The organism is Pedobacter jejuensis, from assembly GCF_003725795.1.
GTDB classification, from domain to species: Bacteria; Bacteroidota; Bacteroidia; order Sphingobacteriales; family Sphingobacteriaceae; genus Pedobacter; species Pedobacter jejuensis.
This window is the reverse complement of record NZ_RBEE01000023.1, coordinates 494,742-519,517: the sequence shown is the minus strand read 5'-3', so window position 1 is coordinate 519,517 and position 24,776 is coordinate 494,742. Positions and strand designations below refer to the sequence as shown.

General features: G+C 34.7%; 22 protein-coding genes and 1 riboswitch. Of the genes, 15 read left to right on the top strand and 7 right to left on the bottom strand.

All coding sequences use genetic code 11. From position 1 onward, the window contains the following. Nucleotides 1-66 precede the first annotated feature (66 nt). The 4 genes from D7004_RS13065 (at nt 67) to D7004_RS13050 (ending at nt 3,717) form a co-directional block, all read left to right on the top strand. Entirely contained in the window at nt 67-2,277 is a 2,211-nt protein-coding gene (locus D7004_RS13065; RefSeq protein ID WP_123206279.1) for an ATP-binding protein, read from the top strand. Between the two features lies 1 nt (nt 2,278). After that, nucleotides 2,279-2,698, top strand: a complete 420-nt coding sequence (locus D7004_RS13060; protein WP_123206436.1) for a response regulator — start codon at nt 2,279-2,281, stop codon at nt 2,696-2,698. Between the two features lie 82 nt (nt 2,699-2,780). Next, entirely contained in the window at nt 2,781-3,365 is a 585-nt protein-coding gene (locus tag D7004_RS13055; protein ID WP_123206278.1) for a biliverdin-producing heme oxygenase, read from the top strand. 172 nt (nt 3,366-3,537) lie between these two features. Next, the gene (locus D7004_RS13050; RefSeq protein ID WP_010602585.1) at nt 3,538-3,717 is read left to right on the top strand and encodes a hypothetical protein; all 180 of its coding nucleotides are present in this window, start codon (nt 3,538-3,540) and stop codon (nt 3,715-3,717) included. A 168-nt stretch (nt 3,718-3,885) separates the two neighbouring features. Here the strand turns inward: D7004_RS13050 and D7004_RS13045 are convergent, their stop codons facing one another. Further along, entirely contained in the window at nt 3,886-5,061 is a 1,176-nt protein-coding gene (locus tag D7004_RS13045; protein WP_123206435.1) for a multidrug effflux MFS transporter, read from the bottom strand. Between the two features lie 152 nt (nt 5,062-5,213). Between D7004_RS13045 and D7004_RS13040 the strand changes: the two genes are divergently transcribed. Genes D7004_RS13040 through D7004_RS13030 form a run of 3 tightly spaced genes read left to right on the top strand, consistent with a single transcriptional unit; the run spans nt 5,214 to nt 7,185 of the window. After that, nucleotides 5,214-5,984 (top strand): queuosine precursor transporter, encoded by a 771-nt coding sequence (locus tag D7004_RS13040; protein ID WP_123206277.1) that lies wholly within the window; start codon nt 5,214-5,216, stop codon nt 5,982-5,984. Between the two features lie 56 nt (nt 5,985-6,040). Then, nucleotides 6,041-6,838 carry a type II toxin-antitoxin system antitoxin SocA domain-containing protein gene (locus D7004_RS13035; protein WP_123206276.1) on the top strand — a complete coding sequence of 266 codons (798 nt, stop codon included), beginning with the start codon at nt 6,041-6,043 and terminating at the stop codon, nt 6,836-6,838. Between the two features lie 50 nt (nt 6,839-6,888). Continuing rightward, nucleotides 6,889-7,185, top strand: a complete 297-nt coding sequence (locus tag D7004_RS13030) for a hypothetical protein (protein ID WP_208646837.1) — start codon at nt 6,889-6,891, stop codon at nt 7,183-7,185. 70 nt (nt 7,186-7,255) lie between these two features. Here D7004_RS13030 and D7004_RS13025 read toward each other — a convergent pair whose 3' ends face one another. The 3 genes from D7004_RS13025 to D7004_RS13015 form a co-directional block, all read right to left on the bottom strand. Continuing rightward, nucleotides 7,256-8,500, bottom strand: a complete 1,245-nt coding sequence (locus tag D7004_RS13025) for a homoserine dehydrogenase (protein ID WP_123206274.1) — start codon at nt 8,498-8,500, stop codon at nt 7,256-7,258. Nucleotides 8,501-8,699: 199 nt separating this feature from the next. Then, nucleotides 8,700-9,797: a homoserine O-acetyltransferase family protein gene (locus tag D7004_RS13020; protein ID WP_244214333.1), complete on the bottom strand. Its 1,098-nt coding sequence runs from the start codon at nt 9,795-9,797 to the stop codon at nt 8,700-8,702. Nucleotides 9,798-9,869: 72 nt separating this feature from the next. Beyond that, nucleotides 9,870-11,177 carry an O-acetylhomoserine aminocarboxypropyltransferase/cysteine synthase family protein gene (locus tag D7004_RS13015; protein ID WP_123206273.1) on the bottom strand — a complete coding sequence of 436 codons (1,308 nt, stop codon included), beginning with the start codon at nt 11,175-11,177 and terminating at the stop codon, nt 9,870-9,872. 271 nt (nt 11,178-11,448) lie between these two features. Then, nucleotides 11,449-11,559: riboswitch (SAM riboswitch) on the bottom strand. Between the two features lie 210 nt (nt 11,560-11,769). Here D7004_RS13015 and D7004_RS13010 point away from each other — a divergent pair. Continuing rightward, a complete protein-coding gene (locus D7004_RS13010; RefSeq protein WP_123206272.1) occupies nt 11,770-12,774 on the top strand; it encodes a hypothetical protein in 1,005 nt (334 codons plus the stop codon). 1,217 nt (nt 12,775-13,991) lie between these two features. On the opposite strand, the gene D7004_RS12995 is transcribed toward D7004_RS13010, so the two are convergent. After that, nucleotides 13,992-15,107, bottom strand: a complete 1,116-nt coding sequence (locus tag D7004_RS12995; protein WP_123206269.1) for a trans-sulfuration enzyme family protein — start codon at nt 15,105-15,107, stop codon at nt 13,992-13,994. Between the two features lie 121 nt (nt 15,108-15,228). Here D7004_RS12995 and D7004_RS12990 point away from each other — a divergent pair, with 121 nt between their 5' ends. The 5 genes from D7004_RS12990 (at nt 15,229) to D7004_RS12970 (ending at nt 19,697) form a co-directional block, all read left to right on the top strand. Then, a complete protein-coding gene (locus D7004_RS12990; RefSeq protein WP_244214332.1) occupies nt 15,229-15,723 on the top strand; it encodes a hypothetical protein in 495 nt (164 codons plus the stop codon). Between the two features lie 282 nt (nt 15,724-16,005). Further along, on the top strand, nt 16,006-17,199 hold the full coding sequence (mqnE, locus tag D7004_RS12985) for an aminofutalosine synthase MqnE (RefSeq protein WP_123206433.1): 1,194 nt from the start codon (nt 16,006-16,008) through the stop codon (nt 17,197-17,199). Between the two features lie 153 nt (nt 17,200-17,352). Then, nucleotides 17,353-17,976 (top strand): histidine phosphatase family protein, encoded by a 624-nt coding sequence (locus D7004_RS12980; protein WP_123206432.1) that lies wholly within the window; start codon nt 17,353-17,355, stop codon nt 17,974-17,976. 161 nt (nt 17,977-18,137) lie between these two features. Then, entirely contained in the window at nt 18,138-18,863 is a 726-nt protein-coding gene (locus D7004_RS12975) for a menaquinone biosynthetic enzyme MqnA/MqnD family protein (RefSeq protein WP_123206267.1), read from the top strand. Between the two features lie 57 nt (nt 18,864-18,920). Then, nucleotides 18,921-19,697, top strand: coding sequence for a Fic family protein (locus D7004_RS12970; RefSeq protein ID WP_123206266.1), 777 nt, complete (start codon nt 18,921-18,923; stop codon nt 19,695-19,697). A 42-nt stretch (nt 19,698-19,739) separates the two neighbouring features. On the opposite strand, the gene D7004_RS12965 is transcribed toward D7004_RS12970, so the two are convergent. Further along, nucleotides 19,740-20,054, bottom strand: coding sequence for an HPF/RaiA family ribosome-associated protein (locus tag D7004_RS12965; RefSeq protein ID WP_123206265.1), 315 nt, complete (start codon nt 20,052-20,054; stop codon nt 19,740-19,742). A gap of 369 nt (nt 20,055-20,423) precedes the next feature. On the opposite strand from D7004_RS12965, the gene mutS reads away from it, so the two are divergent. Both mutS and D7004_RS12955 read left to right on the top strand, forming a co-directional pair. Next, nucleotides 20,424-23,036, top strand: a complete 2,613-nt coding sequence (gene mutS, locus D7004_RS12960) for a DNA mismatch repair protein MutS (RefSeq protein WP_123206264.1) — start codon at nt 20,424-20,426, stop codon at nt 23,034-23,036. Between the two features lie 111 nt (nt 23,037-23,147). Continuing rightward, entirely contained in the window at nt 23,148-23,645 is a 498-nt protein-coding gene (locus D7004_RS12955; RefSeq protein ID WP_123206263.1) for a C40 family peptidase, read from the top strand. Between the two features lie 26 nt (nt 23,646-23,671). On the opposite strand, the gene D7004_RS12950 is transcribed toward D7004_RS12955, so the two are convergent. Continuing rightward, a complete protein-coding gene (locus D7004_RS12950) occupies nt 23,672-24,583 on the bottom strand; it encodes a helix-turn-helix domain-containing protein (protein WP_123206262.1) in 912 nt (303 codons plus the stop codon). Nucleotides 24,584-24,776: the final 193 nt, after the last annotated feature.

Genomic DNA, 24,776 nt, shown 5'->3' with positions numbered 1-24,776 from the left:
ACATTTCTAAAAAGCTTTTAATGCTATTATTCGAAAAATCTGATAGTTTTGTAGGAAGATTTCCTTATGAACAATTTTTCTGTTGACTTAACCAACTGCGATAAAGAGCCTATACATATTCCTGGTAAGATACAATCTCATGGATTTTTAATCGCTGTAGATAAAACTGATTTGAATATTACTTACGTCAGCGAAAATGTTTCTAAGTTTCTGGATGTAACCGCTAATCAGTTGCTCGATAAGCCGTTAGCTTCGCTAAACCAATTTACCTTGCAACAAGATTCTGATTTTAAAATAGAAGATTTGTTGAGGTTAGGTATCATTAAAGAGAGTTTCGATGCCATCACTCCATATCCTTTAACGATAAATTCAAAGCCATTTTATTTAATCATTTCAGTATCAAACCAAAATTGGTTGCTAGAGTTTGAACCTGTAACCTTACAGTATGATATTCAAAGTTCCATTGGTCGCTCTGCATCATCGATGCTGCAAGGCAAAAGTGTTTTAGATTTATTAAAGGGTGCTGCAGTAGAAGTTAAAAAACTTATCGGTTTCGATCGAATAATGGTTTATAAATTTCTGGATGATGGCCATGGAGAAGTTGTAGCTGAAGAGAAAGAAGATGAACTCGAATCTTTTTTTGGTTTGCATTATCCAGCTAGTGATATCCCAAAGCAAGCAAGAGAACTTTATAAATTAAATTTAACAAGATTAATTGCTGATGTTAATACAGAAGATTCTCCGATTGTAACTTATATAGAAAATACACCGTTAGATTTAACAAATGGCTGTTTGAGAGCGGTTTCGCCAATTCACATTCAATATTTAAAAAATATGGGTGTTTACTCTAGCTTTAGTATTTCTTTAGTTGTTGGTGATGAATTATGGGGACTTATCGCTTGCCATAATTATAGTCCGAAATTTATTGATTACAAAGCTCGTGAAGGCTCGAAGCTAATTGGACAAATTCTTTCATCGGCATTAGAATATCGCCAGGCGGAAGAAGATGCTGAAGTTGTAGAACAATTTAAAGATGCCGTTGCAATTATCAGTGGACATTTAAATAGAGATAAATATCTGGTAGATGCGCTAGTCAATCATCAACGCACCATTTTAGATATCACAAAAGCTACGGGAGTTGCAGTGATATTTGAAAACAATTTAAAAACACTTGGCGATGTTCCATTGGAAGAAGATATTTGGGAGCTGGCTTCATGGCTAAAAACAAATAGCGATGAATCTATTTATTACACACATCGATTATCAGAAATATTTCCTCCTGGAAAAAAGTATAAAGAAATTGCTGCAGGCATATTGTCTTGCGCTATAAGTAAAGATTTCGAAGAAATTATTATTTGGTTTAAACCTGAACAACTTACAACTGTAAATTGGGCAGGCAACCCAGAGAAGCCAGTAACTTTTGAAGAAGGTTTGATGAGCTTATCACCAAGAAAATCATTCGAAACTTGGTCGCAAGTGGTAAAAAAAACTTCAGAGAAATGGTACCCTGAAGAAATTACCTCTGTACTAAGAATTCGTGAAATCATTATTACGGAGATAAATAAAAAAGCAAGTGAAATTAGATTGTTAAATGATAAACTTCAAGCGGCTTATGATGAGCTTGATACGTTCAGTTACACGGTTTCGCATGATTTAAGAACTCCCTTAACATCAATAAAAACCTATGCAGAATTATTGCTTAAAAATAAAAGTATTGATGGCAACGGTTTAAAAATGATTCAAAGAATTATTTTGGGAGCCGATAAAATGAATTTGCTTATAAAAGAAATACTGCATTTGGCAAGAGTTGGGCGCTCTGAAATAGTTTTTGAAAAGGTAAATATGCCTGAAATCATTAATGATATTGTTACTGAAGTATGGACGGCTTTTAAAGCAGACAATGCCGAACTTATTTTAGGGCAATTGCATGATTTAAAGGGTGATAAAACTATGATTGCACAAGTATTTACGAATTTAATTAGCAATGCGGTTAAATATTCATCAATGGTAGAAAAACCAAAGATTGAAATTTCCTCGTATATTGATAATAATGAGATAATTTATGCAATTTGTGATAATGGTATAGGAATTGATAACCGATATTATGACAGAGTTTTTGAGCTGTTTAAATGGATGGATAATGTTAAAGACATTGACGGGACGGGAGTGGGGCTTGCAATTGTTAAAAGAATTGTAGAAAGACACAATGGAAGGGTTTGGTTTGAAAGCAAATTAAATTCAGGCTCAAAGTTTTATGTCGCTCTTAAATACAGATAAAATGAAAACACCGGATATATTTTATGTTGAAGATGATACGGACTATGCGTTCTTTATGCAAACCGCAGTAAGCGAAGTTAAAGATTCTTTAAATTTAACGATTGTTGAAGATGGAACAGAAGCATTGCGTAGGCTTCAAAGTTTTGAGGAAAGTAAAATTAAGCCAAAACTTATTTTACTTGATTTAAATTTACCAGGTTTATCGGGTATTGATTTGCTTAAAATCATTAGAGATATTCCATTTTTACGTTCAACACCAGTAATATTATTTTCTACTTCAGATAATCCAGATGATGTGAAAGCATGTATGGAATTTGGAGCAAATGCATATTTAACAAAACCAGATGGTTATGATAATTTAGTTAAGTGTGTTCACTCTGTACACGATTTCTGGTTTAATCAGCATTTAAGGTTAAACTAGTTTTTATTATAATTTTAAAAAGATTCGGGCTAAACCCGAATCTTTTGTTTTTAAACCGATTTTATCTTTAAAAAAATAATTAATGATTGCCAATATTTTAAGAACAGAAACTGCCCAGAACCATAAAGAACTCGAATCTCTGATGTTTGTGAATGAAATTATGAACAATAATTTAAGCATAAACGACTATAAAAAATTACTTACTATTAACTTCATCATTCATCAAAAATTAGAGCATACACTAATTAACATGTTAGATGAAAACCTAGCATTAAGACTAGGCTTTACCGCTCCAACTAAGTTAAATGCCCTTGAAAAGGATATTGAATATTGGCATATTGATGAAAAGCTATTACCCAAACCTAATTTTGATTTTTACACACCAGAGCAAAGTAATGCATCAGCTCTGGGTGCCTTGTATGTGCTTGAAGGGGCTACATTGGGCGGAAACGTAATAAAAAGGCATATTTTGGCAAACCCTAATTTTAGTAATATAGATGGTGGTTTGAATTATTATGGCGTTTATGGCGATGAACTTGGCTCAAAATGGAAAAATTTTGTACAAATATTAAATGAGGAAGTTGGAGAAGCTGATTTTGACACTTGCATTAAAAGTGCGAATGAAACCTTTGGTAATCTGATTAAATTATCAAAACAGCTTAGCTAATTGACACTGCATTTAACAAAAAATACTATTATGATACTGCTAGGGGCATGTTGATACATTAAAAATGTGCAAAACTTCTTTTAAATAAATAATTGGTTTCTGTTGTTAATTCGCCTTAAATATGTATTATTGAAAAAATAAATTTTTTAAACCTTAAAAACATCAATTAGCGATGGAAAAATTCTCAAAAGTTAAAGCTGCTGTTGCTGCGATTGAAGCAGATGTAGAAAAATTTTATAATGCTGGCAATGCAGCTGCTGGTACACGTGTGCGTAAAGCAATGCAAGATCTTAAAGTTTTAGCACAAGAAATCCGTGCAGAAGTAACTGACAAGAAAAACTCTGGAAAATAATATTTCGCGAGTATGAACGAAAAGGTCCTGATAGAATCGGGACCTTTTTGCGTTTATGCTGATCTGTTTTTTGTTCTGTGAAGATGGAAATCAAGAAGTAAAAAGACAAGCTCAGCTAGTTCAACGGTTTAAATTGATTTTAAATAGTTTGATGATTAAAGCTTTTATTTATTTCTTGCCAATTAATAAACACATTAGCGCTATAAAAGCAGCAACTGTCATAACTAAAGGCATTGGCACTACAGAGTGCTCGCTAAATAAACTTACCATTACTGATGCCAAAGCACCTAAACCCATTTGTAGTGCGCCCATTAATGCCGATGCACTTCCTGCATTTTTATTAAACGGGGCCAAGGCTAAGGCAGCAGCATTGGGGTTGATAAAACCCAAACAGCACAAAAATAAAGCAATAAAGCCAATTGTTGAATATAAGTTTAACCAATCATTTAGAGCGAAAACTAGAAAAATTAAACTGAAGGCACATTGTGCTAATAAGGCCCACTTAACAATTTGCTTGCTGCTAAACCATCTTAAAATTAAACTGTTAAGTTGGCTTGAGCCAATAAATGCTACAGATAAAAGCGCAAAAATCCATCCGTAACCTGTTTTACTTACTTCGTAAATTTTCATAAAAACAGTTGGCGATGAAGAAACATACGCAAATAATCCTGAGAAAGTTATCGAGCTGACTAATGCGTAGGTGGTAAATTGAGATTCTTTTAAAACCGATAAAAAGCTATTTAGTATTGGTTTTGGTTTTAATGAATAATTTGGATCGGGTTTATAACTTTCTGGTAATTTAAAAATGGACGCGAGCAACATTAAAATTGCCATAAAACCAAGAAATACAAAAACATATTTCCAGCCCAGCGCAGCAATTAGATAGCCACCTGCGGTAGGCGCAAGCATTGGAGAAACGGCAATAACCAACATTAATGACGCAAAAACTTTAGGGCTTTCCTCAACAGAAAACAAATCACGAACCATAGCTACCGAAGCCACAGCAGTAGCGCAACTGCCAATAGCTTGTACAAAACGCAAAACAATTAATTGATTCACGTCAGTTACTGCCAAGCATAAAAATGATGCAACAATATAAAGTGCTAAGCCAAAGTATAGTGGTTTTTTACGTCCGTACTTATCTAAAAGTGGTCCGTATAGCAATTGTCCTGCAGAAATACCAATAAAGAAACTAGATAATGAAAGTGCAACGGTTGATTCATTACTCTTTAAATCCTGTGCAATATCTAAAAAGCCAGGCAAATACATATCAATAGAAAATGGACCGAGAGCGGCCAATGAGCCTAAAATGAGTATAAGGTAAAAGTGCTGTTTCTTAGCCATAGGTATTTCCATTTTTCTGAAGCCGCAAAGATTGTGAGATTTATTTTCTTAAACTACATAAAAGGTCGAGAGATTGTAAAAAGGATGCTATTTTATAATTTTAAGATAAAAACCAATAAAACTAATTTGTTTTATATTTAGATTTATGCTCTATGACTTTTAAAACTAAAGAAAGCCGTTTACTACTCATCCTTGGTAGCTTTTTTGTGGCAAATGCAATATTATCAGAATTTATTGGCGTAAAGTTATTTAGTGTTGAAGAAACACTAGGTTTAAAAAAATTTGATATTAATCTGTTTGGTGTTCCTAATTTATCATTTGTGATGTCGGCTGGAGTATTAACCTGGCCAATTATATTCATCATGACGGATATCATAAATGAGTATTTTGGTGTTAAGCAAGTTCGGTTTTTATCCATAATGACATCTATTTTAATTGCCTTTGCCTTTCTAGTTGTTTGGGGATCTATGCATTTAAGCGCTGCAGATTTTTGGGTTCATCAAAAAATAAATGGCGAAGATTTAAATATGAACAATGCGTTTGCCGGTATTTTTGGTCAGGGAATGTGGATTATAGCAGGTTCAATTATCGCATTTATTGTAGGTCAGTTGGCAGATGTTATAATATTCCATCGCATAAAAAAATTTACTGGAGAAAAATCTTTATGGTTGAGGGCAACAGGTTCTACTTTAGTATCTCAATTGATTGATAGTTTCGTTGTAATTTTTATTGCATTTTATTTAAATCCACAATACCACTACAGCTGGCAAATGGTTGCGGCTATCGGCTTGGTAAATTATACTTACAAATTTATTGTAGCTGTTTTAATGACACCAATCTTATATGTGGTACATGCAATTATCGATGGTTATTTGGGTAAAGATTTATCCAGAAAGTTGACGGAAATGGCAGGAAGAGGATAGTGTTTTAATTTAAATCATGCTATTGTTTTAATTCATAACATTTCTTATTTTTGTGAATGGATTTGGAATTATCAAAACAGGAAATCGGGAAAAGACTTATTCGATTGCGTAATAGTAAAGGTTTATCTCAAGATGATTTAGCAAAAAGCATTAATATTTCCCGGCCATCCTTAACTCAAATTGAGTTGGGAAATCGTAATGTTAGCCTAAATGAATTACAAAAACTTGCTCGTACTTTAAGCTTTTCGTTAAATGAATTTATGGCTAAAGATTTCGAACTCAATCAAAATCTTGGAACACCTGAAGAAAAGCTGCCTTTAATAGAGGAACGTATTTCTGTGCCAACTTTAAATATTGATAAGTTTAAAAACGTTTTACTTTATATTTTGGAACATTGTGCAGGAAAGCCTAATGTTGGCGAAACGGTACTTTATAAGCTATTGTATTTTTCTGATTTTAATTATTATGAGCTTTACGAAGAACATCTAACCGGTGCTAAGTATAAAAAATTACCTTATGGTCCTGTTCCTCAAAAATTGGATTCCATTATTAATCAAATGATAGATGATAACCAACTACAACGGATTAAAACCGAGTATAAAGGATTCGCTCAAAAACGTTATATACCACTTCAGAAGGCAGATTTAACAGAATTAAAAGCCAGCGAAAAAGATGTTATTGATAAGGTTATTGAGCAAATGAGTGATTGGTCTGCAAAAGCGATAAGCGATTATTCTCATAAAGATTTACCATGGGAAGTTACAGAAGATGGAAAAGACATTAGTTACAATTTGGCTTTTTACCGTGAAATGCCTTATACTGTTAGGGTTTACGATGAGGATTTCGACGATTAATTATGGTTTTTGAATCGTTAACCGAGTTTGATAAAGACTTAAAAAAACTTTTGAAAAAGTATAGAAGTTTACTATCCGACTTAGAAGATGTGAAAAACATTTTGAGTGTTAGACCTGATTCCCGGAATCCTTTGAGCTATCGAATCGATAATTTGGGGATTTTAACCTGTATAATAAAAGTAAAAAAAATAGCATGCGATAGTTTAAAAGGAAGAGGTGTCAATTCTGGTTTGAGATTAATTTATGCATGCTTTTCTGATGATAAAAGGATTGTTTTTATTGAATTATATCATAAAAATGATAAGGAAAACGAAGATAGGCAACGAATTTTAGACAATTTTAAATAAAACAAAAGGTCGGAATCGCTCCGACCTTTATGCTTAACAACAAAACAAATAAAAAATTAATCTTAAAAAATTAGTTTGCAGCTAATTCTTCTGCATATACGTTTTCTGCAACTTGTTCTTGCTTGTAAATTTGTCGACCGGTGTAAGCCACAAATACATTAGCATCTAAAAGTAAATCGCGGTTTTTAATTAAATTTTCCAATTTTACCGTTCCAATGACGTATTTGTATTCACTTGCAGAATAGCGCTCACTAATGTTATCAAACTCTAGTAAGCTAATTAAATCTTCATCTGCAAAACGTAGATAAACTTCCAGTAAGATATCTTCGGTATGTTTTACGCCATTTTCTGAATGGTATTTTTTGTATTCGTAACGGTAATCATAGCGTAAGGCTGCAATATCAGATAATACAGCAGCTCCAGTTGGATGACCACCAGCACCTTTGCCAAAGAAGAATTGTTTGTCTGCAAATGCCGCCTGAACAGTTACCGCATTGTATTCATTTTCAACATTGTACAAGAAATCATCTTTTGCTACCAATTTTGGCAAAACATAAGTAACAATGTCTTTTTTATTTACCTTTCTGGCTGTTGGTACCAATTTAATTTTAAAGTTCTTCTCTCTAGCATATTTAATATCATGATGAGAAAGGTTTTGAATTCCAATATTTAAAATCGCATCAGGATTAACAAACAAGCCATAAGCATGAGCTGTAGCAATGGCTAATTTATATTTTGGGTCATAACCTCCAACGTCTAGGATAGGGTCAGTTTCGGCAAAACCTAAATCTTGCGCCTCTTTTAAAGCAGCATTATAACTTTGGTTTTCGTTAAATATTTTTGATAAAATATAATTTGATGAACCATTAAAAATACCACTTAATGCATGAAAAAGTTCATTGTCGTAGTATTCTTCCAGGTTTCTAATGATTGGAATACTACCACATACCGCACCTTCGTACAATAAGGATGTGCCATGCTCTTGCTGTAAATCTACCAACTCCTTTAAATGCGTAGCAATCATTTTTTTATTTGCTGATACCACATTTTTACCGTTTTTTAACGCGGTAGTTACAATTTCATAAGCGGCATCTGCATCATTTATCAATTCTACAATCGTGTTGATTTCAGAATTGTTTAGAATCTCATCTTTATCTGTTGTAAATAAGTCTTTATCCAGACTACGTTTTTTTTTAAGGTTTTTGATGGCTATTTTAATAATTTCGAGGTTTAAGTTTTGGCTTTGAATAATATCCAATAAGCCTTGTCCAACCACACCGAAACCAAATAATCCTATTTTTAAATTTTTACTCATGTTTTATAGTATTGTATTTAGCAGCAGGTATCAAAACCAATTTGTGAGCTCATGCCGCTAAGTTTTATTTTAATTTTTTTGAAATAAGAACCTTGTTATTCGCACCTTTTTGCCACAGAAAAACAGAATATATTTTTTAAACAGAACTTTAAGATTAATCTTTGCTCCTTGTTCTTTATTCTTTATTCCATTATCTTTCTTAAGCTGTATGCTGTAACTTAAATATCTTTTTATCTCTGCTTTCTTTAATGAAAGTTCCAATAATGTTTGTTAAAGCATTTGTTTCAATTAAAAAACCATCATGCCCGTATTCGGAGTGAATTGCAGCAAATTCGGCGTTAGGGATATGGTCTGCAAGATATTTCTGCTCTGATACTGGAAATAAAAAATCATTTTCAATTCCAATAACTAATGTATTTGCCTTTATAAGTTTTAGCGCATCTGCAATGCTTTTTCTGCCGCGACCAACATTATGGCTATCCATTGCTTTAGTTAAATAATAATAACTGTATGCATTAAAGCGATTTATCAATTTTTCGCCTTGATAGTTTTGATAGGATGAAGCCCTGAAATTATCTGTTTTATCGTTTACACTTTCTACTTGAGTGTTGCCATAAGCATTGTAGGTTCTATAACTTAAAAGCGCAATACTTCTTGCTGTTTTTAAACCTTTACTTCCTCCATCTGGCTGATTAGCAAAGAAAGTTCTATCTGTGGTAATGGCTAAACGCTGACTTTCATTAAAGGCAATTCCCCAAGGAGAGTGAACGGCATTGGTAGCAACTAAAATTAGATTTTCTATTCTATTCGATTCAATAATGCTCCATTCTACAGCTTGCTGACCACCTAAAGAACCACCAATTAATAGCTTAATTTTATCGATGCCCAAATGATTGGCCAGCAATTGATGTGCGGATACAAAATCGCGAATGGTAAACTGCGGAAACGAAAGATAATACGGCAAACCAGTTATAGGATTAATGCTAAGCGGACTTGTTGTGCCGTAGTTAGAACCTAAAACATTAGCACAAACTATAAAATGTTCGCTTGGATTAAACAATGCATTTTGTCCAAACAAGCCTTCCCACCATTCAAACACATCAGCATTTGCGGTTAAAGCATGACAAACCCATATTACGTTATCTTTATTGGCATTTAGTTTTCCATACGTTTGATAAGCAATCTGAAGGTTTCTTATTTTTTTTCCGTTCTCTAATTTAAACTGCTTAGGATGATAATAAATATATTCTGAATTGTTTAATTGGGATGAATTGCTGTTAATTTTGCTCTTCTGCATTGTCTAACTTGCTATATGTTCTTAATTTTCGTTTCAGGATTTGCCTGTGATTTAGGTTCTAATTTTCAGGGTTTAATCCAGTTTTAATGAAGCAAAAGCCTGTTCAAAATCTGCTTTAATATCATCAATGTGCTCAATACCGACAGAAACCCTTAAAGCATTTGGTTTTACCCCAGCTGCCAATTGCTCTGTATCGCTAAGTTGTTGGTGTGTTGTTGCCGATGGTTGTATGATTAATGTTTTTGCATCCCCAACATTTGCCAAATGAGAAACCAGTTTTAAACTATCTATTACTTGGGTTGCATGTTCTTTAGTTCCATTTAATTCGAACGATAGAACTCCTCCAAAGCCATTGCTTAAATACTTTTTAGCCAGATTGTTATATTTGCTACTTGCTAAACCAGGGTAGTGTACTTCTTTAACCAACGGATGATTTTCCAACCAGGTGGCCAATTCCAAAGCATTATCTACGTGGCGTTGAACTCGGAGCGATAAAGTTTCTAATCCTTGCAGTAAAAGGAATGAATTGAAAGGCGAAAGCGCAGGACCTAAATCTCTTAAACCTTCAACACGAGCCCGAATAATGAATTGAATGTTACCAAACGGACCATCGAAGCCAAACACATCATTGAAAACTAAACCATGATAGCCTTCTGACGGTTCAGTAAACTGAGGGAATTTTCCATTGCCCCAATTGTAATTTCCTCCATCAACAATTACACCGCCAATACTGGTTCCGTGTCCGCCAATCCATTTCGTTGCAGATTCTACAACGATATTAGCACCATGTTCTAAAGGTTTAAATAAATATCCACCTGCACCAAATGTATTATCAACTATGAATGGAATATCATGCTTTTTTGCAATTGCAGCAATTTTTTCAAAATCTGGAACGCTAAATGCCGGGTTGCCAATGGTTTCTAAATAAATTGCTTTTGTTTTTTCTGTAATTTTTTGCTCAAATTCTTCCGGAACATCTGGATTTGCAAAATCGACATGAATGCCCAAACGTTTAAAAGCAACTTTAAATTGGTTGTATGTGCCACCATAAATATGCGTTGAAGAAACGATGCTATCGCCCGCTTCTAGTATATTATGTAACGCAATAAATTGGGCTGCCTGACCAGATGCTACGGCCAATGCTGCAACTCCACCTTCAAGTGCTGCTATTCGTTTTTCAAAAACATCGGTTGTTGGATTCATCAAACGGGTATAGATGTTTCCGAATTCTTTCAGTGCAAAAAGGTTTGCGCCATGCTCGGCATTTTTAAAAACGTAAGAGGTGGTTTGGTAAATTGGAACAGCTCTCGCTCCGGTTATTGGATCTATTTCCTGACCAGCATGAAGTTGTAATGTTTCAAATTTATATGATGTTGACATTTTTTTAAATTGTAAAGTGAAATAATATTAAGTGATTGAATAAATATCAGGAAGAGCAAAAAATCTGATAATCCTGCATGTAGCGTATCCCGATTTATCGGGACCTTCCAGTTTGAAAAAGAAACAAAAAAGGAAGATTGTAGATTAGTACATGCAACAGCACATACAAATAGTGGCCTGAATACTGCAATAAATTGGAAAAATATTTTCCGCTTTTGAAAAGAATTTGGTTCCGCTTAGCGATTGTAGATTTAATGTTTTCATCAGTTTTAATTTATAGTACCAAATAACACCATGTTACTTAGTCAGGAATTGGCACCTTCTCTTTCTGAGGGTTGCCAGTGGGTCACAGAGCCAGTCTCTCGCCACTTCTTTATAAATCAATCCGATTAAGATTGACTTTTATTTAGTTGTCTACCAAATAATATTTCAAATGTGGTAATTAAATTTGAAACAACAAAATAAAATTTTGATAATTTAACAACTACCTGTAAATCAATAAAGTATTTTTATTAAAAAAAAACTTAGTTCGATTGCTAACATAAATTTAACGTCAAAATTTTATGTTTGTATATCCTATTAATAAATTACTATGAAAAAAATTAAATGTATCTCACTGTTATTACTAATCGTGATGGCTGGTTCAACTTCTAGAGCTCAATTTAGTGGCTTAAAAGATAAATTGCTTAAGGTTGGGACTGCTCAAGGTGCCAAAGCTTTGGGCGTAGATAAATTTTTAAAGCAACCAGCTGCTATCACCACATCTTTCGAAGATGTTGATAGAACGGGAGAGAAGATGCCCGATTTCAATGCAAATGCAAAATTTCAACCGTTATATTTATTACCAAAAAATCCAGAAGGAGGTTTTGTATTATGCGAAGGTTTTTACGAAATGACCAATAAAAGTTATTGCTTAAAAGCCGGAACATTTGCTCCTTCAAAAGGAGATGGATATATGTTTGCCCCAGTTCTAGGTTCAAAAGAAGAGGTTGTAGTTACTGTTTTAAAAAGTGCCGAAAAACATCCTGATGTGGAGCAGCACGATATACAAGCATTGCTTTGGGCAATTATTGCCAGAACTAAGTTTTCTGATTTTAACGGAACAATTAAGTTAACCGCTGTTAAGCTCTTAACACCAAAACAGCTAACACAATTGGAGGGCGGTGCCTTGGGTATTTTACCTTTCGATGTTATGGAAAAAGCAAAAGACCAGCTTCCATCGGGTGTTAAAGCAGTATTTGAAGCAGAGAATAACATTCGCCAGCTAGTTGCCTCAGGCAATTATACGTACGCAGATATGGAGAAATATGCCATCATTGCCGGAATGGCTACACCAAGAGCAGATGTACCAAGCGGCATTTGGACCAAACATCCTGATGGTTATTATGTTCGTTACTTCCCTTCGGGTTATTCGATAACTAAAGTTCAGGTTTACGTACCAAAAGAATTAATTGCCGATGGAACTAAGTTGATTTACGATGCAGCGGGCGATATTGCTTGTCCAGCAAATACTGGTTCGCAGCGTTTGGCTCAAACAAATGAACCGCTAAATGCAAATTATTCTGCTAAGTTGGTAACAGTTTGTAATCCAAAATAGCTTTTGAAAATGGTTGAAAATATTTCAGGCGGTTCATTTTTTTTAGCAGCGCAAGGCTTGTGCAAGAAACTAAATTTGTTCCCGTTTTACGCTTTACTGCGCTAACAGCCGAAATGGCTGTTGCTTCGTGTTCGCTTCAACCGGGGCTAATTTGCAAATGTAGTGTTCCATTTTAAGGGTTTGCCAAATGCCCAAACCGTTGTTCGTAAACCCGATTGCAATGAAAAGCCCCAGTTCTTCATTGGGCTTGTAATGCAAAGAGGGACTAAAAACCGCCAGAAGGTATTGCCTTTTCATTTTCAAAATAATGTCAAACAGGTTTAAAATATTCCAGGCGGTTCATTTTTTTTAGCAGCGCAAGGCTTGTGCAAGAAACTAAATTTGTTCCCGTTTTACGCTTTACTTCGCTAACAGCCGAAATGGCTGTTGCTTCGTGTTCGCTTCAACCGGGGCTATTTTGCAAATGTAGTGTTCCATTTTAAGGGTTTGCGAAATGCCCAAACCGTTGTTAAATAAACCCGATTGAAATGAAAAGCCCCAATTTTTCATTGGGCTTGTAATGTAAAACGGGACTAAAATATCAAAAGGATTACTGAACGTAAATTTCCAAAAAATCATGGCGCTAAAACTGCCACAGAAACTCAGAATTCACGAAAATTGAGTTTTCAGAATCGCTTTGTTATTCCCCAAATTTTTGGGTAATGAAGATAAATTTAATATGGCGCTGGTTACACAACTTGCATTAGATGCATCCCACCTTTGTTCCTAAACCCGATTGCAATGAAAAGCCCCAATTTTTCATTGGGCTTGTAATGCAAAGCGGGACTGAAATATCAAAAGGATTACTGAACGTACGTTTCCAAAAAATCATGGCGCTAAAACTGCCACAGAAACACAGAATTCATGAAAATTGAGTTTTCAGAATCGCTTTGTTATTCCCCAAATGTTTGCGTAATGAAGATAAATTTAATATGGCGCTGGTTACACAACATGCATTAGATGCATCCCACCTTTGTTCCTAAACCCGATTGCAATGAAAAGCCCCAATTTTTCATTGGGCTTGTAATGCAAAGCGGGACTGAAATATCAAAAGGATTACTGAACTTTCATTTCCAAAAAATCATGGTGATTAAACTGCCACAGAAATCAGAATTCACGGAAAACTGTTTTTGACTAAAGCTTTTAATACCTCAAGACTTGGAGAAGTAGTATAGAAGTTATCCTAATGCTTGCTCTAAATCGGCAATAATATCATCTACATGCTCCAAACCAATAGAAATTCTAAGTAAATTTTTTGGGGTTTTACTGTCTGGTCCTTCAACAGAATAGCGGTGTTCAATTAAGCTTTCTACACCGCCTAAACTTGTGGCTTGTGCAAATAATTTAACGCTGTTTACCACCTTACTTGTTGCATCCACATCTCCTTTAACTAAGAACGACATCATTCCGCCAAAATCTTTCATTTGCTTTTTGGCAATCTCATGTTGAGGGTGTGTTGCCAATCCAGGGAAGAAAACTGCCTCTACATTTGGATGATTAACCAAAAACTGAGCAACTTTTTTCCCGTTTTCGCAATGACCTTTCATGCGGTAAGCCAATGTTTTGATGCTTCTGCACAATAAAAAGCAATCAAAAGGCGATGGAACGGCACCACCTGTTTGTTGTATGTTTTTGATTTTCTCCCAAAGTTCATCCTTTTTAGCGGTGACTAAAATTCCACCCAATACATCGCTGTGGCCACCAAGATATTTTGTGCTGCTATGCATTACAATATCTGCACCTAGCAAAATTGGATTTTGCAAAATAGGAGAGGCAAAAGTGCTATCGCAAGCCAAAGTAATATGATGCGCTTTTGCAATTTTGGCTATTTCTTCAATATCTGTAATCTTTAATAGTGGGTTAGATGGGGTTTCAATCCATATTAACTGGGTGTTGGGTTTTATGCTCTTTTCTATCAGATTTAAATCCGTTTGGTCGATAAAATCGAATTCTAAAGTCTCGTTAAAAATGGTTAGCAATTGCTTTTTAATGCCCCAATACATATCATCAGGCGCAATAATGTGACTACCAGGTTTTAACGCCTGAAACAAACTCATACCACAATTATTGCCCGATGCAAAAGCTGCAGCATCTTCTCCATACTCCAATTTAGCTACAGTGTTTTCTAAAGCAGATCGGTTTGGGTTGCTCACACGACTATACATGTGCCCACCCGGATAACCACCATTTTCATCACGAAAAAAAGTTGTCGATAAATTTATCGGTGGAGTTACATCACCAGTGGTATTTTTTACAAGATTAGAAGCGTGAATAGCAAGGGTTTCGGGTTTCATGATGATAGGATTTAAGGCAAAATAATTGCAACGCAATTTAATAATTTGGCGCTAATTTAAGGTTCATATTTGTTTTGGCAAGATTTATGTAATCACAATCACGAAAATTAAATTAAACAAAATGAAAAGATTATTTATAGCTATCGCGATAGCATGTTCTACTTTAGTAATGTTACAAAGCTGTAATACGGCAAAAAGGGTTACTGCAGGCGTAACAGGTAGCAGAGGAACAGTTGTCCGCGAATGGGTAGTTAGTAATGTGGCTTTAGATGGTTTGCCAGATGGAGCTGTACAAGGTTTATTTGGTGAAAAATCTTACAAATGCTTTGAAGGAAGTACCTGGAGTTTAACAAATAGCGGAAATGGCTCATACACTTTACCAGCATCAAGTTCTTGTGGTTCAGTAATGCAGACTATCTTTTGGTCGGCTGCACCGAAAGAAGAAACTTTCCAATTCAAAAAAATATTTGAAGGCGACAAAGCTAAAAATGTAACTGAAGGTTACCGTTTAGTTTTAACTGAGCTTTCCAGCACACAAATGGTAATGAAATCGCCAATAGAATTTGGTGGTAAAACCGCAAATATCATTTTAACGTTTGTACCCGCTGCTAAATAATTTCATTTACCTATGAAATACATTGCAAAGAGCACTTCTGAAAAGAGGTGCTTTTTTTCGTTTATTTCTTCAGTAGTTCATTTGTATCATTGGCTATGGCGCTTAACCCAAATGACCAATGAACTTATTGACTAATAAACCAATGGCTAATGAACTTATTGAACCAATGAACTATTGAACCAATGACTAATGAACTAATAAGCTACTGAACTATTCGTTTGTTACAAGAAAATGATTTTCAAATCGCCTCAATATTGTATTTTTGTTCAAAATAATTCAGGAATGAACACAACTGAGCAAGTTGAAAAAATATTAGCTGATACTTCAGTATCAACTGAGCTACAAAATATCGCACATAAAGTACTTAATAAAGAACGAATTACTTTTGATGAAGGTGTTCACTTATACGAACATGCCGAATTAGGGTATTTGGGTGTTTTAGCAAATTTCATCCGCGAGGAAAAACATGGCGATAAAACCTATTTCAATCGCAATTTCCATTTAGAACCTACAAATCTTTGTGTTTACGATTGCAAATTTTGTTCGTATTCTCGCTTGATAAAACAGAAAGAAGAAGGATGGGCTTTAACGATGGAGCAAATGCTTGATATTGTTAAAAAGTACGATGATGAACCAGTTACCGAAGTGCATATTGTTGGTGGCGTTTTGCCGCAATATGATGTAGCTTTTTATTCAGCTTTATTTACTGCAATAAGAACCCATCGACCAGATTTGCATGTTAAAGCTTTAACGCCGGTAGAATACCATTATATATTCAAAAAGGCGAAAATTGATTATGCAACCGGTATGAAATTAATGAAAGAGGCGGGTTTGCAATCAATGCCGGGTGGTGGTGCAGAAATTTTTCATCCAGAAATTCGTGAACAAATTGCCAAAGATAAATGTACCGGCGAACAATGGTTGGCCATACATGAAGAATGGCACAAATTAGGCATGAGAAGTAACGCTACAATGCTTTACGGACATATTGAAAAGTTTGAACATCGTGTTGACCACATGGAAAAACTTCGCCAATTGCAAGATAAAACTGGTGGTTTCCAAACTTTTATTCCACTGAAATTCAGAAACCAGCACAACCAAATGAGAAATGTTCCTGAGTCTTCCGTTATTGAGGATTTAAGAAATTATGCTATCGCTCGTATTTACCTGGATAACTTCGACCACATAAAAGCTTATTGGGCAATGATTAGTCGCGAAACAGCTCAATTATCTTTAAATTACGGTGTAGATGATATTGATGGTACCTTGGATGATACTACGAAGATTTATTCTATGGCCGGCGCTGAAGAACAAACGCCTGCAATGAGTACCCGCGAGTTGGTAAACTTAATTAAACAAGTTGGTCGAAAAGCAATAGAACGTGATACCTTATACAATGTAGTTACCGACTTCGAAAACGTTGTTTTTGAAGAAGAAAAGAAACCTGCGTATTATAAGTTGCCGGTCGTGAATTAATTTTGAATGAATGAGTTTTGAATGAGTGAATATTTCACGGTCCAGAATTCAATCATTCAGATAAAATGAGTAAATAATAGAGTGAGTGATTTTTTTGCAATGAGCTTACTGACATTCAATCATTCAAAAATCAATCATTCAATAATTTTAAAAATGAAGAGTATTTATATTATCCGCCACGGCGAAACGGAACTTAATAAGCAAGGAATAGTACAAGGCAGGGGAATTAACTCCGATTTAAATGATACTGGCAGAGCACAAGCAGAGGCTTTTTATCAAACTTATAAAGATATTCCTTTCGATAAAATTTATACATCTGATTTAAAGCGTACCTGGCAAACCGTTCAAAAATTTATTGATTCTGGCTTACCATGGGAGAAACTTTCTGGTTTAGATGAGTTGGCTTGGGGCATTTGGGAAGGAAAACCAAATTCGGAAGAAGCCCGCGAAGCCTTTCGTAATATGTTACAAAGCTGGCAAGATGGTGATTATTCGGCTCATTTTGAAGGTGGCGAAAGCGTACAGGATGTATATGACCGCTTAAAACAGCCTATGGAGGTTTTATCGACAAGACCAGAAGAAAAAACTGTTTTACTTTGCATGCATGGTAGGGCAATGCGTGTTTTTCTTTGCCTACTGCTAGAAAAACCACTAAGCGAAATGACTGAATTTCCACATCAAAACACGGTTTTGTATAAGTTGGGATTTGAAGATGGAAAGTTTACCGTTCTTGAATTTAATAATGCCATTCATCTGGATGGTTTAGTGATTGAATAATTTTTCATGGTTCGACATTCAAAGAAATATTTACCATAACGAACCATCACGTCATTGCGAGGCACGAAGCAATCTCTTTTTAACAACATAATTAAAAATGGTTAATGTCCCCTCATTCAAAGCAATGATGATAGTCATTATAAAAAAAATACAATATCACCTTGAATAAGATTAAAATATCGGCTGTTGCCTATACCAATACAAAAGCGTTTATTTACGGTTTAGAACATTCAGAAATCATCAATAAAATAGATTTAAGTCTGGATATTCCTTCTGATTGCGCTGCAAAAGTAATTAGTGGCGAAGTTGATTTGGGCTTAATGCCTGTCGCCGCAATCCCTTTGGTGCCAAACGCAAATATTGTTGCTGATTACTGTATTGGCAGCGATGGCGCCGTAAATTCTGTGTTTATTTTTAGCGATGTTCCGATAGATGAAATTAAAACCTTAAAGCTGGATGCGCATTCCAGAACTTCAAATAACCTGGCTAAGGTTTTATTAAAGTTTTACTGGAAACAAGAAGTAGATTTTACGACTGAACCTTTAGCTAAAGCAGATGCAATCGTATTAATTGGAGATAGAACTTTTGGAAAAAAAGATGACTATGCTTTTGTTTACGATATGGGCGAAGAGTGGAAAAACTTTACTGGCCTGCCTTTTATGTATGCAGCCTGGGTGGCCAATAAAGAAATTTCACATGAATTTAAAGATGAATTTAATGCAGCTTTGAAATTTGGTTTGGCGCACAGAAAAGAAGTTTTACAAGATTTACCCAAATCTCCAAATTTTGATTTAGAGGATTATTTGTATCACAAACTTCAATTTGACGTTACTGCGGATAGGACTAAGGCATTACAACTATTTTTGGAATATATTCGGCAACTTTAAACGTTATAGCTTTTTACAAAATCTAATGTTAAATTAGCCTGAAATCTATTTTCAATAATGCTTGATGAACTGAAAATTATACCTGTAGAATTACTTGAAGAATATTGCTTGCAAGTTGATGATGATTTGCAAACAAAGTTCGATAATTTGCAGGACGCGGAAATTTCTACAAAAGAATTTAGTTTTTACACCTCAGTTTCTTCGGTTTATTCAAGCAAAATAGAAGGAGAAGACATTGAATTGGATTCTTATATCAAACATAAAAAGTTTGGAATTGAATTTTTACCTGACTACACAAAGAAAATTGATGATTTGTACGCTGCTCATGATTTCGTTAGGAATAATTTTTTAGATCAAGAAAATCTTTCGACTGCTCATCAATTATTAACTAAGCATATTGTTGCCAAAAATTATCAGGGTAAGTTTAGAAATAGCAATATGTATGTTTCAACACCTGATGGACGTATAGAATATTTTGCAATTTCTCCTTATAAACTTCATGAAGAAATGGATAAGTTTTATAAAGATTTAGCCATTATACTTTCCTTAGAATTAAATATTAAAGAAGTTTTCTTTTTTGCATCTATGATTCACTTGGTATTTGTTAAAATACATCCTTTTAACGATGGTAATGGTAGGATGGGCAGATTAATTGAAAAGTGGTTTTTGGCTCAAAAATTAGGCGAAAAGTCTTGGTATTTACAATCAGAAAAAGCGTATTATGAAAATCATTTTATGTATTATAAAAATTTAAGGGCCTTGGGTTTGGAGTATGAAGAACTTGATTATAATAAAGCTTTACCTTTTTTGTTGATGTTGCCGAAAGCTTTTTAATTAAAAATGCAATCCTGATTTTTTCAGGATTGCATTTTTATATTAGTGACTTTTCATTTTTCCAGCAATTTTTTCAAGTGCGCTTTTCATTTTGGATAACGACCCTGCAATTGCCAAATCATAGTTATTTCCAAAATTTGTAACAGCAATAGGCTCTTTACCTGTAATTTTTGCTTCTATTAAACAACGTTTGTCTTCCAAACCATCCTTGCTGCCGTTTTCATCCGATAAATGCACATCGACACGTGTAATTAAATCACTAAATCTGCTTAAAGCATCTGTAATTTGAGTTTGGATTTTATCTTCGTATTCTTGATGTATCGTTAAATTTTTGTCGGTATTTAAGTGAATCGTCATAGTTATAATATTAGGTTAAATTATAATAATGAAACAGCCAAGATGAAGAAACGTTTTAAAAATACTATAAATTAACATCAATTCCTGCGGATACACCTCTAAGAGAGGGGAATACAAATTTCCTATGTCTTCATGCTAAACAGACTTTGTTTATTAAACATGATAGGAACGAGCACCGAGTGTAACGAAGTAAAGTGGATAGCAGGGCTGCAGCATCCGAAGAGTGCCAAACCGCTCATTTTTTAAATAATAATTAGATATTCCAATCCCTAATTAACCAATTAATAACAATCTTTCAAATTTTCAACAAAACAACCATAGAACGATGAATCATGTTATCTTTATAGCTTTTGCAAATTAATTTCAGTTTTGGCTAAAGATACAAACAAAGAAACCCCGTTAATGCAACAATACAACGCAATTAAAGCGAAGTATCCTGGTGCACTTTTACTTTTTAGGGTTGGAGATTTTTACGAAACTTTTGGCGAAGATGCCATAAAAACGGCTCAGATTTTGGGTATTGTGCTCACTCGTCGTGGTACCGGACCAAACGGCGGAGCGCTAGAACTGGCAGGTTTTCCGCATCATTCTTTAGATAATTATCTTTCGAAACTAGTAAGGGCAGGCCAAAGGGTTGCAATTTGCGACCAACTGGAAGACCCGAAACTAACCAAAAGTATTGTTAAACGTGGTGTTACTGAATTGGTTACGCCTGGCGTAGCTTACGGTGATAATATTCTAAATCAGAAATCAAACAATTACCTGGCTTCTGTATTTTTTGATAAGACACAAATTGGTGTTTCATTTCTGGATATTTCTACCGGGGAATTTATGATTGCCCAAGGAAATAGCGATTACATTGATAAGCTTTTGCAAGGCTTTAAACCAACTGAGGTTATCTTTCAAAAATCGAAAAGGCAAATATTTACCGAAAGTTTTGGTGATAGATTTTACACTTTTGGATTGGATGAGTGGCCTTATACAACCGATTATGCTCAGGAAACTTTAACCAAGCATTTTGAGGTTGCATCGTTAAAAGGTTTTGGGGTAGAGCGTTTACAAAGTGGAATAATTGCTGCCGGAGTTATCTTACACTATTTAGGTGAAACGGAGCATCGGAATTTACAGCACATTACTTCGATTAGCCGAATTGAGGAAGACCGATATATGTGGTTGGATAGGTTTACCATTAGAAACCTTGAGCTTGTAAATTCTGCCAATGATAATGCTGTAACCCTCTTTGATATTTTAGATCATACCTGTACCCCGATGGGTGCCCGTTTGCTTCAAAAGTGGATTATTATGCCACTGAAAGAGTTAAAGCCCATAGAAGAACGCTTGGGGATGGTTGATTTTTTCGTAAAGAATATTGAAATAACACAGGAATTTTTAGTTCATATAAAGCAAATCGGCGATATTGAAAGATTGATTTCTAAGGTTGGTTTGCAGCGTGTTGGTCCGAGGGAATTGGTTGCTTTAAAACGAGCATTAATTCACATCGAAGCAGTTAAAAACCTGGCAGCAAAATCTAAAAATCAATTCCTTATTAAAATTGCAGACCAGCTAAATCCATGTTTAGCCATTAGAGAAAGAATTGAAAAAGAACTTCAACCCGAACCACCTGCACTTTTGATTAAAGGAAATGTAATTAACGATGGCATTGATGAAGATTTAGATAGATTACGTAAAATTGCTTTTGGTGGTAAAGATTATTTGGTGCAAATTCAGAAACGTGAAGCCGAGGCAACTGGAATTCCTTCGTTAAAAATATCATTTAATAATGTCTTTGGCTATTATCTAGAAGTAACACACACTCATAAAGACAAGGTTCCTGAAGGTTGGATTCGTAAGCAGACTTTGGTGAATGCCGAGCGATACATCACCCCAGAACTTAAGGAATATGAAGAGCAAATTTTAGGTGCTGAAGAAAAAATTCAAGCGATTGAGATTAGATTGTACAATGAATTAATGTACGAAACAGCAAGTTATATAAAACCAATTCAGCTTGATTCGTTCTTGATTGCTCAACTTGATTGTTTACTATGCTTTGCTCAATTAGCAGAAAAAAACCATTACGTAAAACCTGAAATGTCGACAACGAAGGTTTTAGACATTAAAGGCGGTCGCCACCCGGTTATAGAAAAGCAGTTGCCGGTTGGGCAGGAATACATAACGAACGATGTTTATCTTGATACCGATTCGCAGCAAATTATAATGATAACCGGACCTAACATGGCGGGTAAATCTGCAATCTTACGACAAACTGCATTGATTGTCTTAATGGCGCAAATGGGTTGTTTCGTTCCGGCAAAAGCTGCAGAAGTAGGTTTGGTTGATAAGATATTTACACGTGTAGGTGCTTCAGATAATATTTCATCTGGAGAAAGTACATTCATGGTAGAAATGAACGAAACGGCGAGTATTTTAAATAACATTTCTGATGACAGTTTGATTCTGTTGGATGAAATTGGCCGCGGAACGAGTACCTACGATGGTATTTCAATTGCATGGGCAATTGCAGAATTTCTGCATCAACACCCAACTTCTCGTCCGAAAACGTTGTTTGCAACGCATTACCACGAGCTTAACGAATTGGCTAATACGATGCCTAGGATTAAGAATTTTAATGTTTCTGTAAAGGAAATGACCAACAAAGTTATCTTCCTGCGAAAGTTAGTTCCAGGAGGAAGCGAACATAGTTTTGGTATCCATGTAGCAAAAATGGCTGGTATGCCACCTAAATTAATCGGAAGAGCCAACGAGATTTTGAAGAAATTAGAAATTGATAGAACAGAAGGGCAGAGCATTAAAGATAGCATCAAAAAGGTTCAGAATCAGGCTTATCAATTACAAATGTTTGCTATTGACGATCCTGTTTTGGTAAAAATTCGTGATAATTTGAATAACTTAGATGTTAATGCCTTAACACCTGTTGAGGCTTTGCTTAAGTTGGATGAGATACAAAGGTTGATAAAAAATTAGATTAGCTGCAGTTCAAATCTGCAAAGGAAACACAAAATTATTTTGCCTTCTACTTTTTTAATCAGATAAACTAAGCAAATAAATCTTTGAATGTGTGGCAAAATTAAATGTATGATAAAAACTAAATATTCTTTTTGGCTAGTTTTAATACTCTCAATTATCTTAACCGCTTGTGGTTCCAGGAAATATACTGTTAAAAGTGATACAAAGGCTGCAAAAGCGGCTGATGCAATGTCGAATTTGAAGAATAAACAACTTTATAGATTCATAACCGATTGGACAGGCGTTAAATATCGTTTCGGTGGAATGGATAAAAGTGGTATCGATTGTTCGGGGTTTGCTTTAATGCTAGAAAAGGAAATCTACGGAGTAACCTTACCTAGGATTTCTCGTGAACAAGCGAATGTAGTGAAGCGTAAAAGTATTGATAATTTAAAAGAAGGCGATTTGGTTTTCTTTTCGTTTGGAGGTAAAGATGTTGATCATGTTGGAGTTTATCTGAATAACGGTTTTTTTGTTCATGCAAGTACCAATAGAGGTGTTATTGTTGATGATTTAACGCTTCCTGCTTATCAAAAGGTTTTGGTAAAATCAGGTTCAGTTAATTAACTCTATCAAAAGAATAGTTACAATAATCAAACAATTCGATAAGATTTTGGTGTGTGGTTGGTTAGCTTCTTAAAAAAATTATTAAAATGCGTCGGCTCTTCAAAACCCAAACAATATCCAATTTCAGAAATGTTCCAATCTGTGTGTTTTAATAAAGCTTTGGCTTCTCTTAGTAGTCTTTCGGTAATGTAATGTGTAGTAGTTTTTCCGGTTGTAACTTTGATTGCTCTGTTAAGATGGTTTACATGTACCGAAAGTTGTGATGCATAATCTCTAGCCGACCGCATTGTAAATCTCTGTGAAGGCGTTTCAATTGGGAATTGCCTTTCTAACAATTCCGTAAAAACTGATGTTATTCTACTATTAGCATTGGTATGTTTTACTAAAGCTTTGGAAGGTTGGGTTTTTAAAGCAAAATGAGTAATTTCCGTAATGTAATTTCTTATTAGGTCATATTTAAAAATGTAGTCGCCATTAATTTCCTCAAACATTTTTATAAATATCGTTTCTACATGTTTTCCTTGTGTTTCATCTAAAACAAAAGCCGGATTACCGCCTGGAATAAACATGGGTAAATCGGCAATGTTGCCACGAATTTTTTCATTGAAAAATGCTTCTGTGAAAATGCAAAAGAAGCCAGTAACATTATCTTTATTTCCATTTGCAAGTTCCCAAGTATATGGCACTAAAGGATTAAAGAATATGAGTGCAGTACCATTAATCTCTATGCTCTTATCGGCATAGTGATAAACATTATGACCACGAATAAGCGATATTTTATAAAAATCTCTTCTGTTATACGTTAATGGTTTGTTGTCATTTTTAAGGCAATCTTGTAAGTTAAAAACGTTGAAATGTCCAACACCATTCATTAAATTCTCTGGTAAAGGTTTTAATTTGCTTTTGTAGAAATCTTCCAAACTTTCTGTGGTATTCATTTTTCAAAGTTATAAAATTCAAACCAATATAGAAATCGTCATTTCTTCCGTAGTGGAGAAATTTTTTTTGTACGCTACTCATTTCATTGATATGGTAAGTTTATTTAATCATCTTTTTCGCATATTAAGACCATAAAATTAATTTACTTCGTAGCACTCATCTTCGTTGTAGGTCAGGGTAATGCCAATTTTG

Coding starts and splice junctions, on each gene's coding strand:
- D7004_RS12970 (WP_123206266.1), top strand. CDS start 18,921: ATGCTTGATGAACTGAAAATTATACCTGTAGAATTACTTGAAGAATAT.
- D7004_RS13060 (WP_123206436.1), top strand. CDS start 2,279: ATGAAAACACCGGATATATTTTATGTTGAAGATGATACGGACTATGCG.
- D7004_RS13055 (WP_123206278.1), top strand. CDS start 2,781: ATGATTGCCAATATTTTAAGAACAGAAACTGCCCAGAACCATAAAGAA.
- D7004_RS12955 (WP_123206263.1), top strand. CDS start 23,148: ATGATAAAAACTAAATATTCTTTTTGGCTAGTTTTAATACTCTCAATT.
- D7004_RS13035 (WP_123206276.1), top strand. CDS start 6,041: ATGGATTTGGAATTATCAAAACAGGAAATCGGGAAAAGACTTATTCGA.
- D7004_RS12995 (WP_123206269.1), bottom strand. CDS start 15,107: ATGAAACCCGAAACCCTTGCTATTCACGCTTCTAATCTTGTAAAAAAT.
- D7004_RS13015 (WP_123206273.1), bottom strand. CDS start 11,177: ATGTCAACATCATATAAATTTGAAACATTACAACTTCATGCTGGTCAG.
- D7004_RS12980 (WP_123206432.1), top strand. CDS start 17,353: ATGAAGAGTATTTATATTATCCGCCACGGCGAAACGGAACTTAATAAG.
- D7004_RS13045 (WP_123206435.1), bottom strand. CDS start 5,061: ATGGCTAAGAAACAGCACTTTTACCTTATACTCATTTTAGGCTCATTG.
- D7004_RS13065 (WP_123206279.1), top strand. CDS start 67: ATGAACAATTTTTCTGTTGACTTAACCAACTGCGATAAAGAGCCTATA.
- D7004_RS13020 (WP_244214333.1), bottom strand. CDS start 9,797: ATGCAGAAGAGCAAAATTAACAGCAATTCATCCCAATTAAACAATTCA.
- D7004_RS12990 (WP_244214332.1), top strand. CDS start 15,229: ATGAAAAGATTATTTATAGCTATCGCGATAGCATGTTCTACTTTAGTA.
- D7004_RS12950 (WP_123206262.1), bottom strand. CDS start 24,583: ATGAATACCACAGAAAGTTTGGAAGATTTCTACAAAAGCAAATTAAAA.
- D7004_RS13040 (WP_123206277.1), top strand. CDS start 5,214: ATGACTTTTAAAACTAAAGAAAGCCGTTTACTACTCATCCTTGGTAGC.
- D7004_RS13010 (WP_123206272.1), top strand. CDS start 11,770: ATGAAAAAAATTAAATGTATCTCACTGTTATTACTAATCGTGATGGCT.
- mqnE (WP_123206433.1), top strand. CDS start 16,006: ATGAACACAACTGAGCAAGTTGAAAAAATATTAGCTGATACTTCAGTA.
- D7004_RS13050 (WP_010602585.1), top strand. CDS start 3,538: ATGGAAAAATTCTCAAAAGTTAAAGCTGCTGTTGCTGCGATTGAAGCA.
- D7004_RS12965 (WP_123206265.1), bottom strand. CDS start 20,054: ATGACGATTCACTTAAATACCGACAAAAATTTAACGATACATCAAGAA.
- D7004_RS13025 (WP_123206274.1), bottom strand. CDS start 8,500: ATGAGTAAAAATTTAAAAATAGGATTATTTGGTTTCGGTGTGGTTGGA.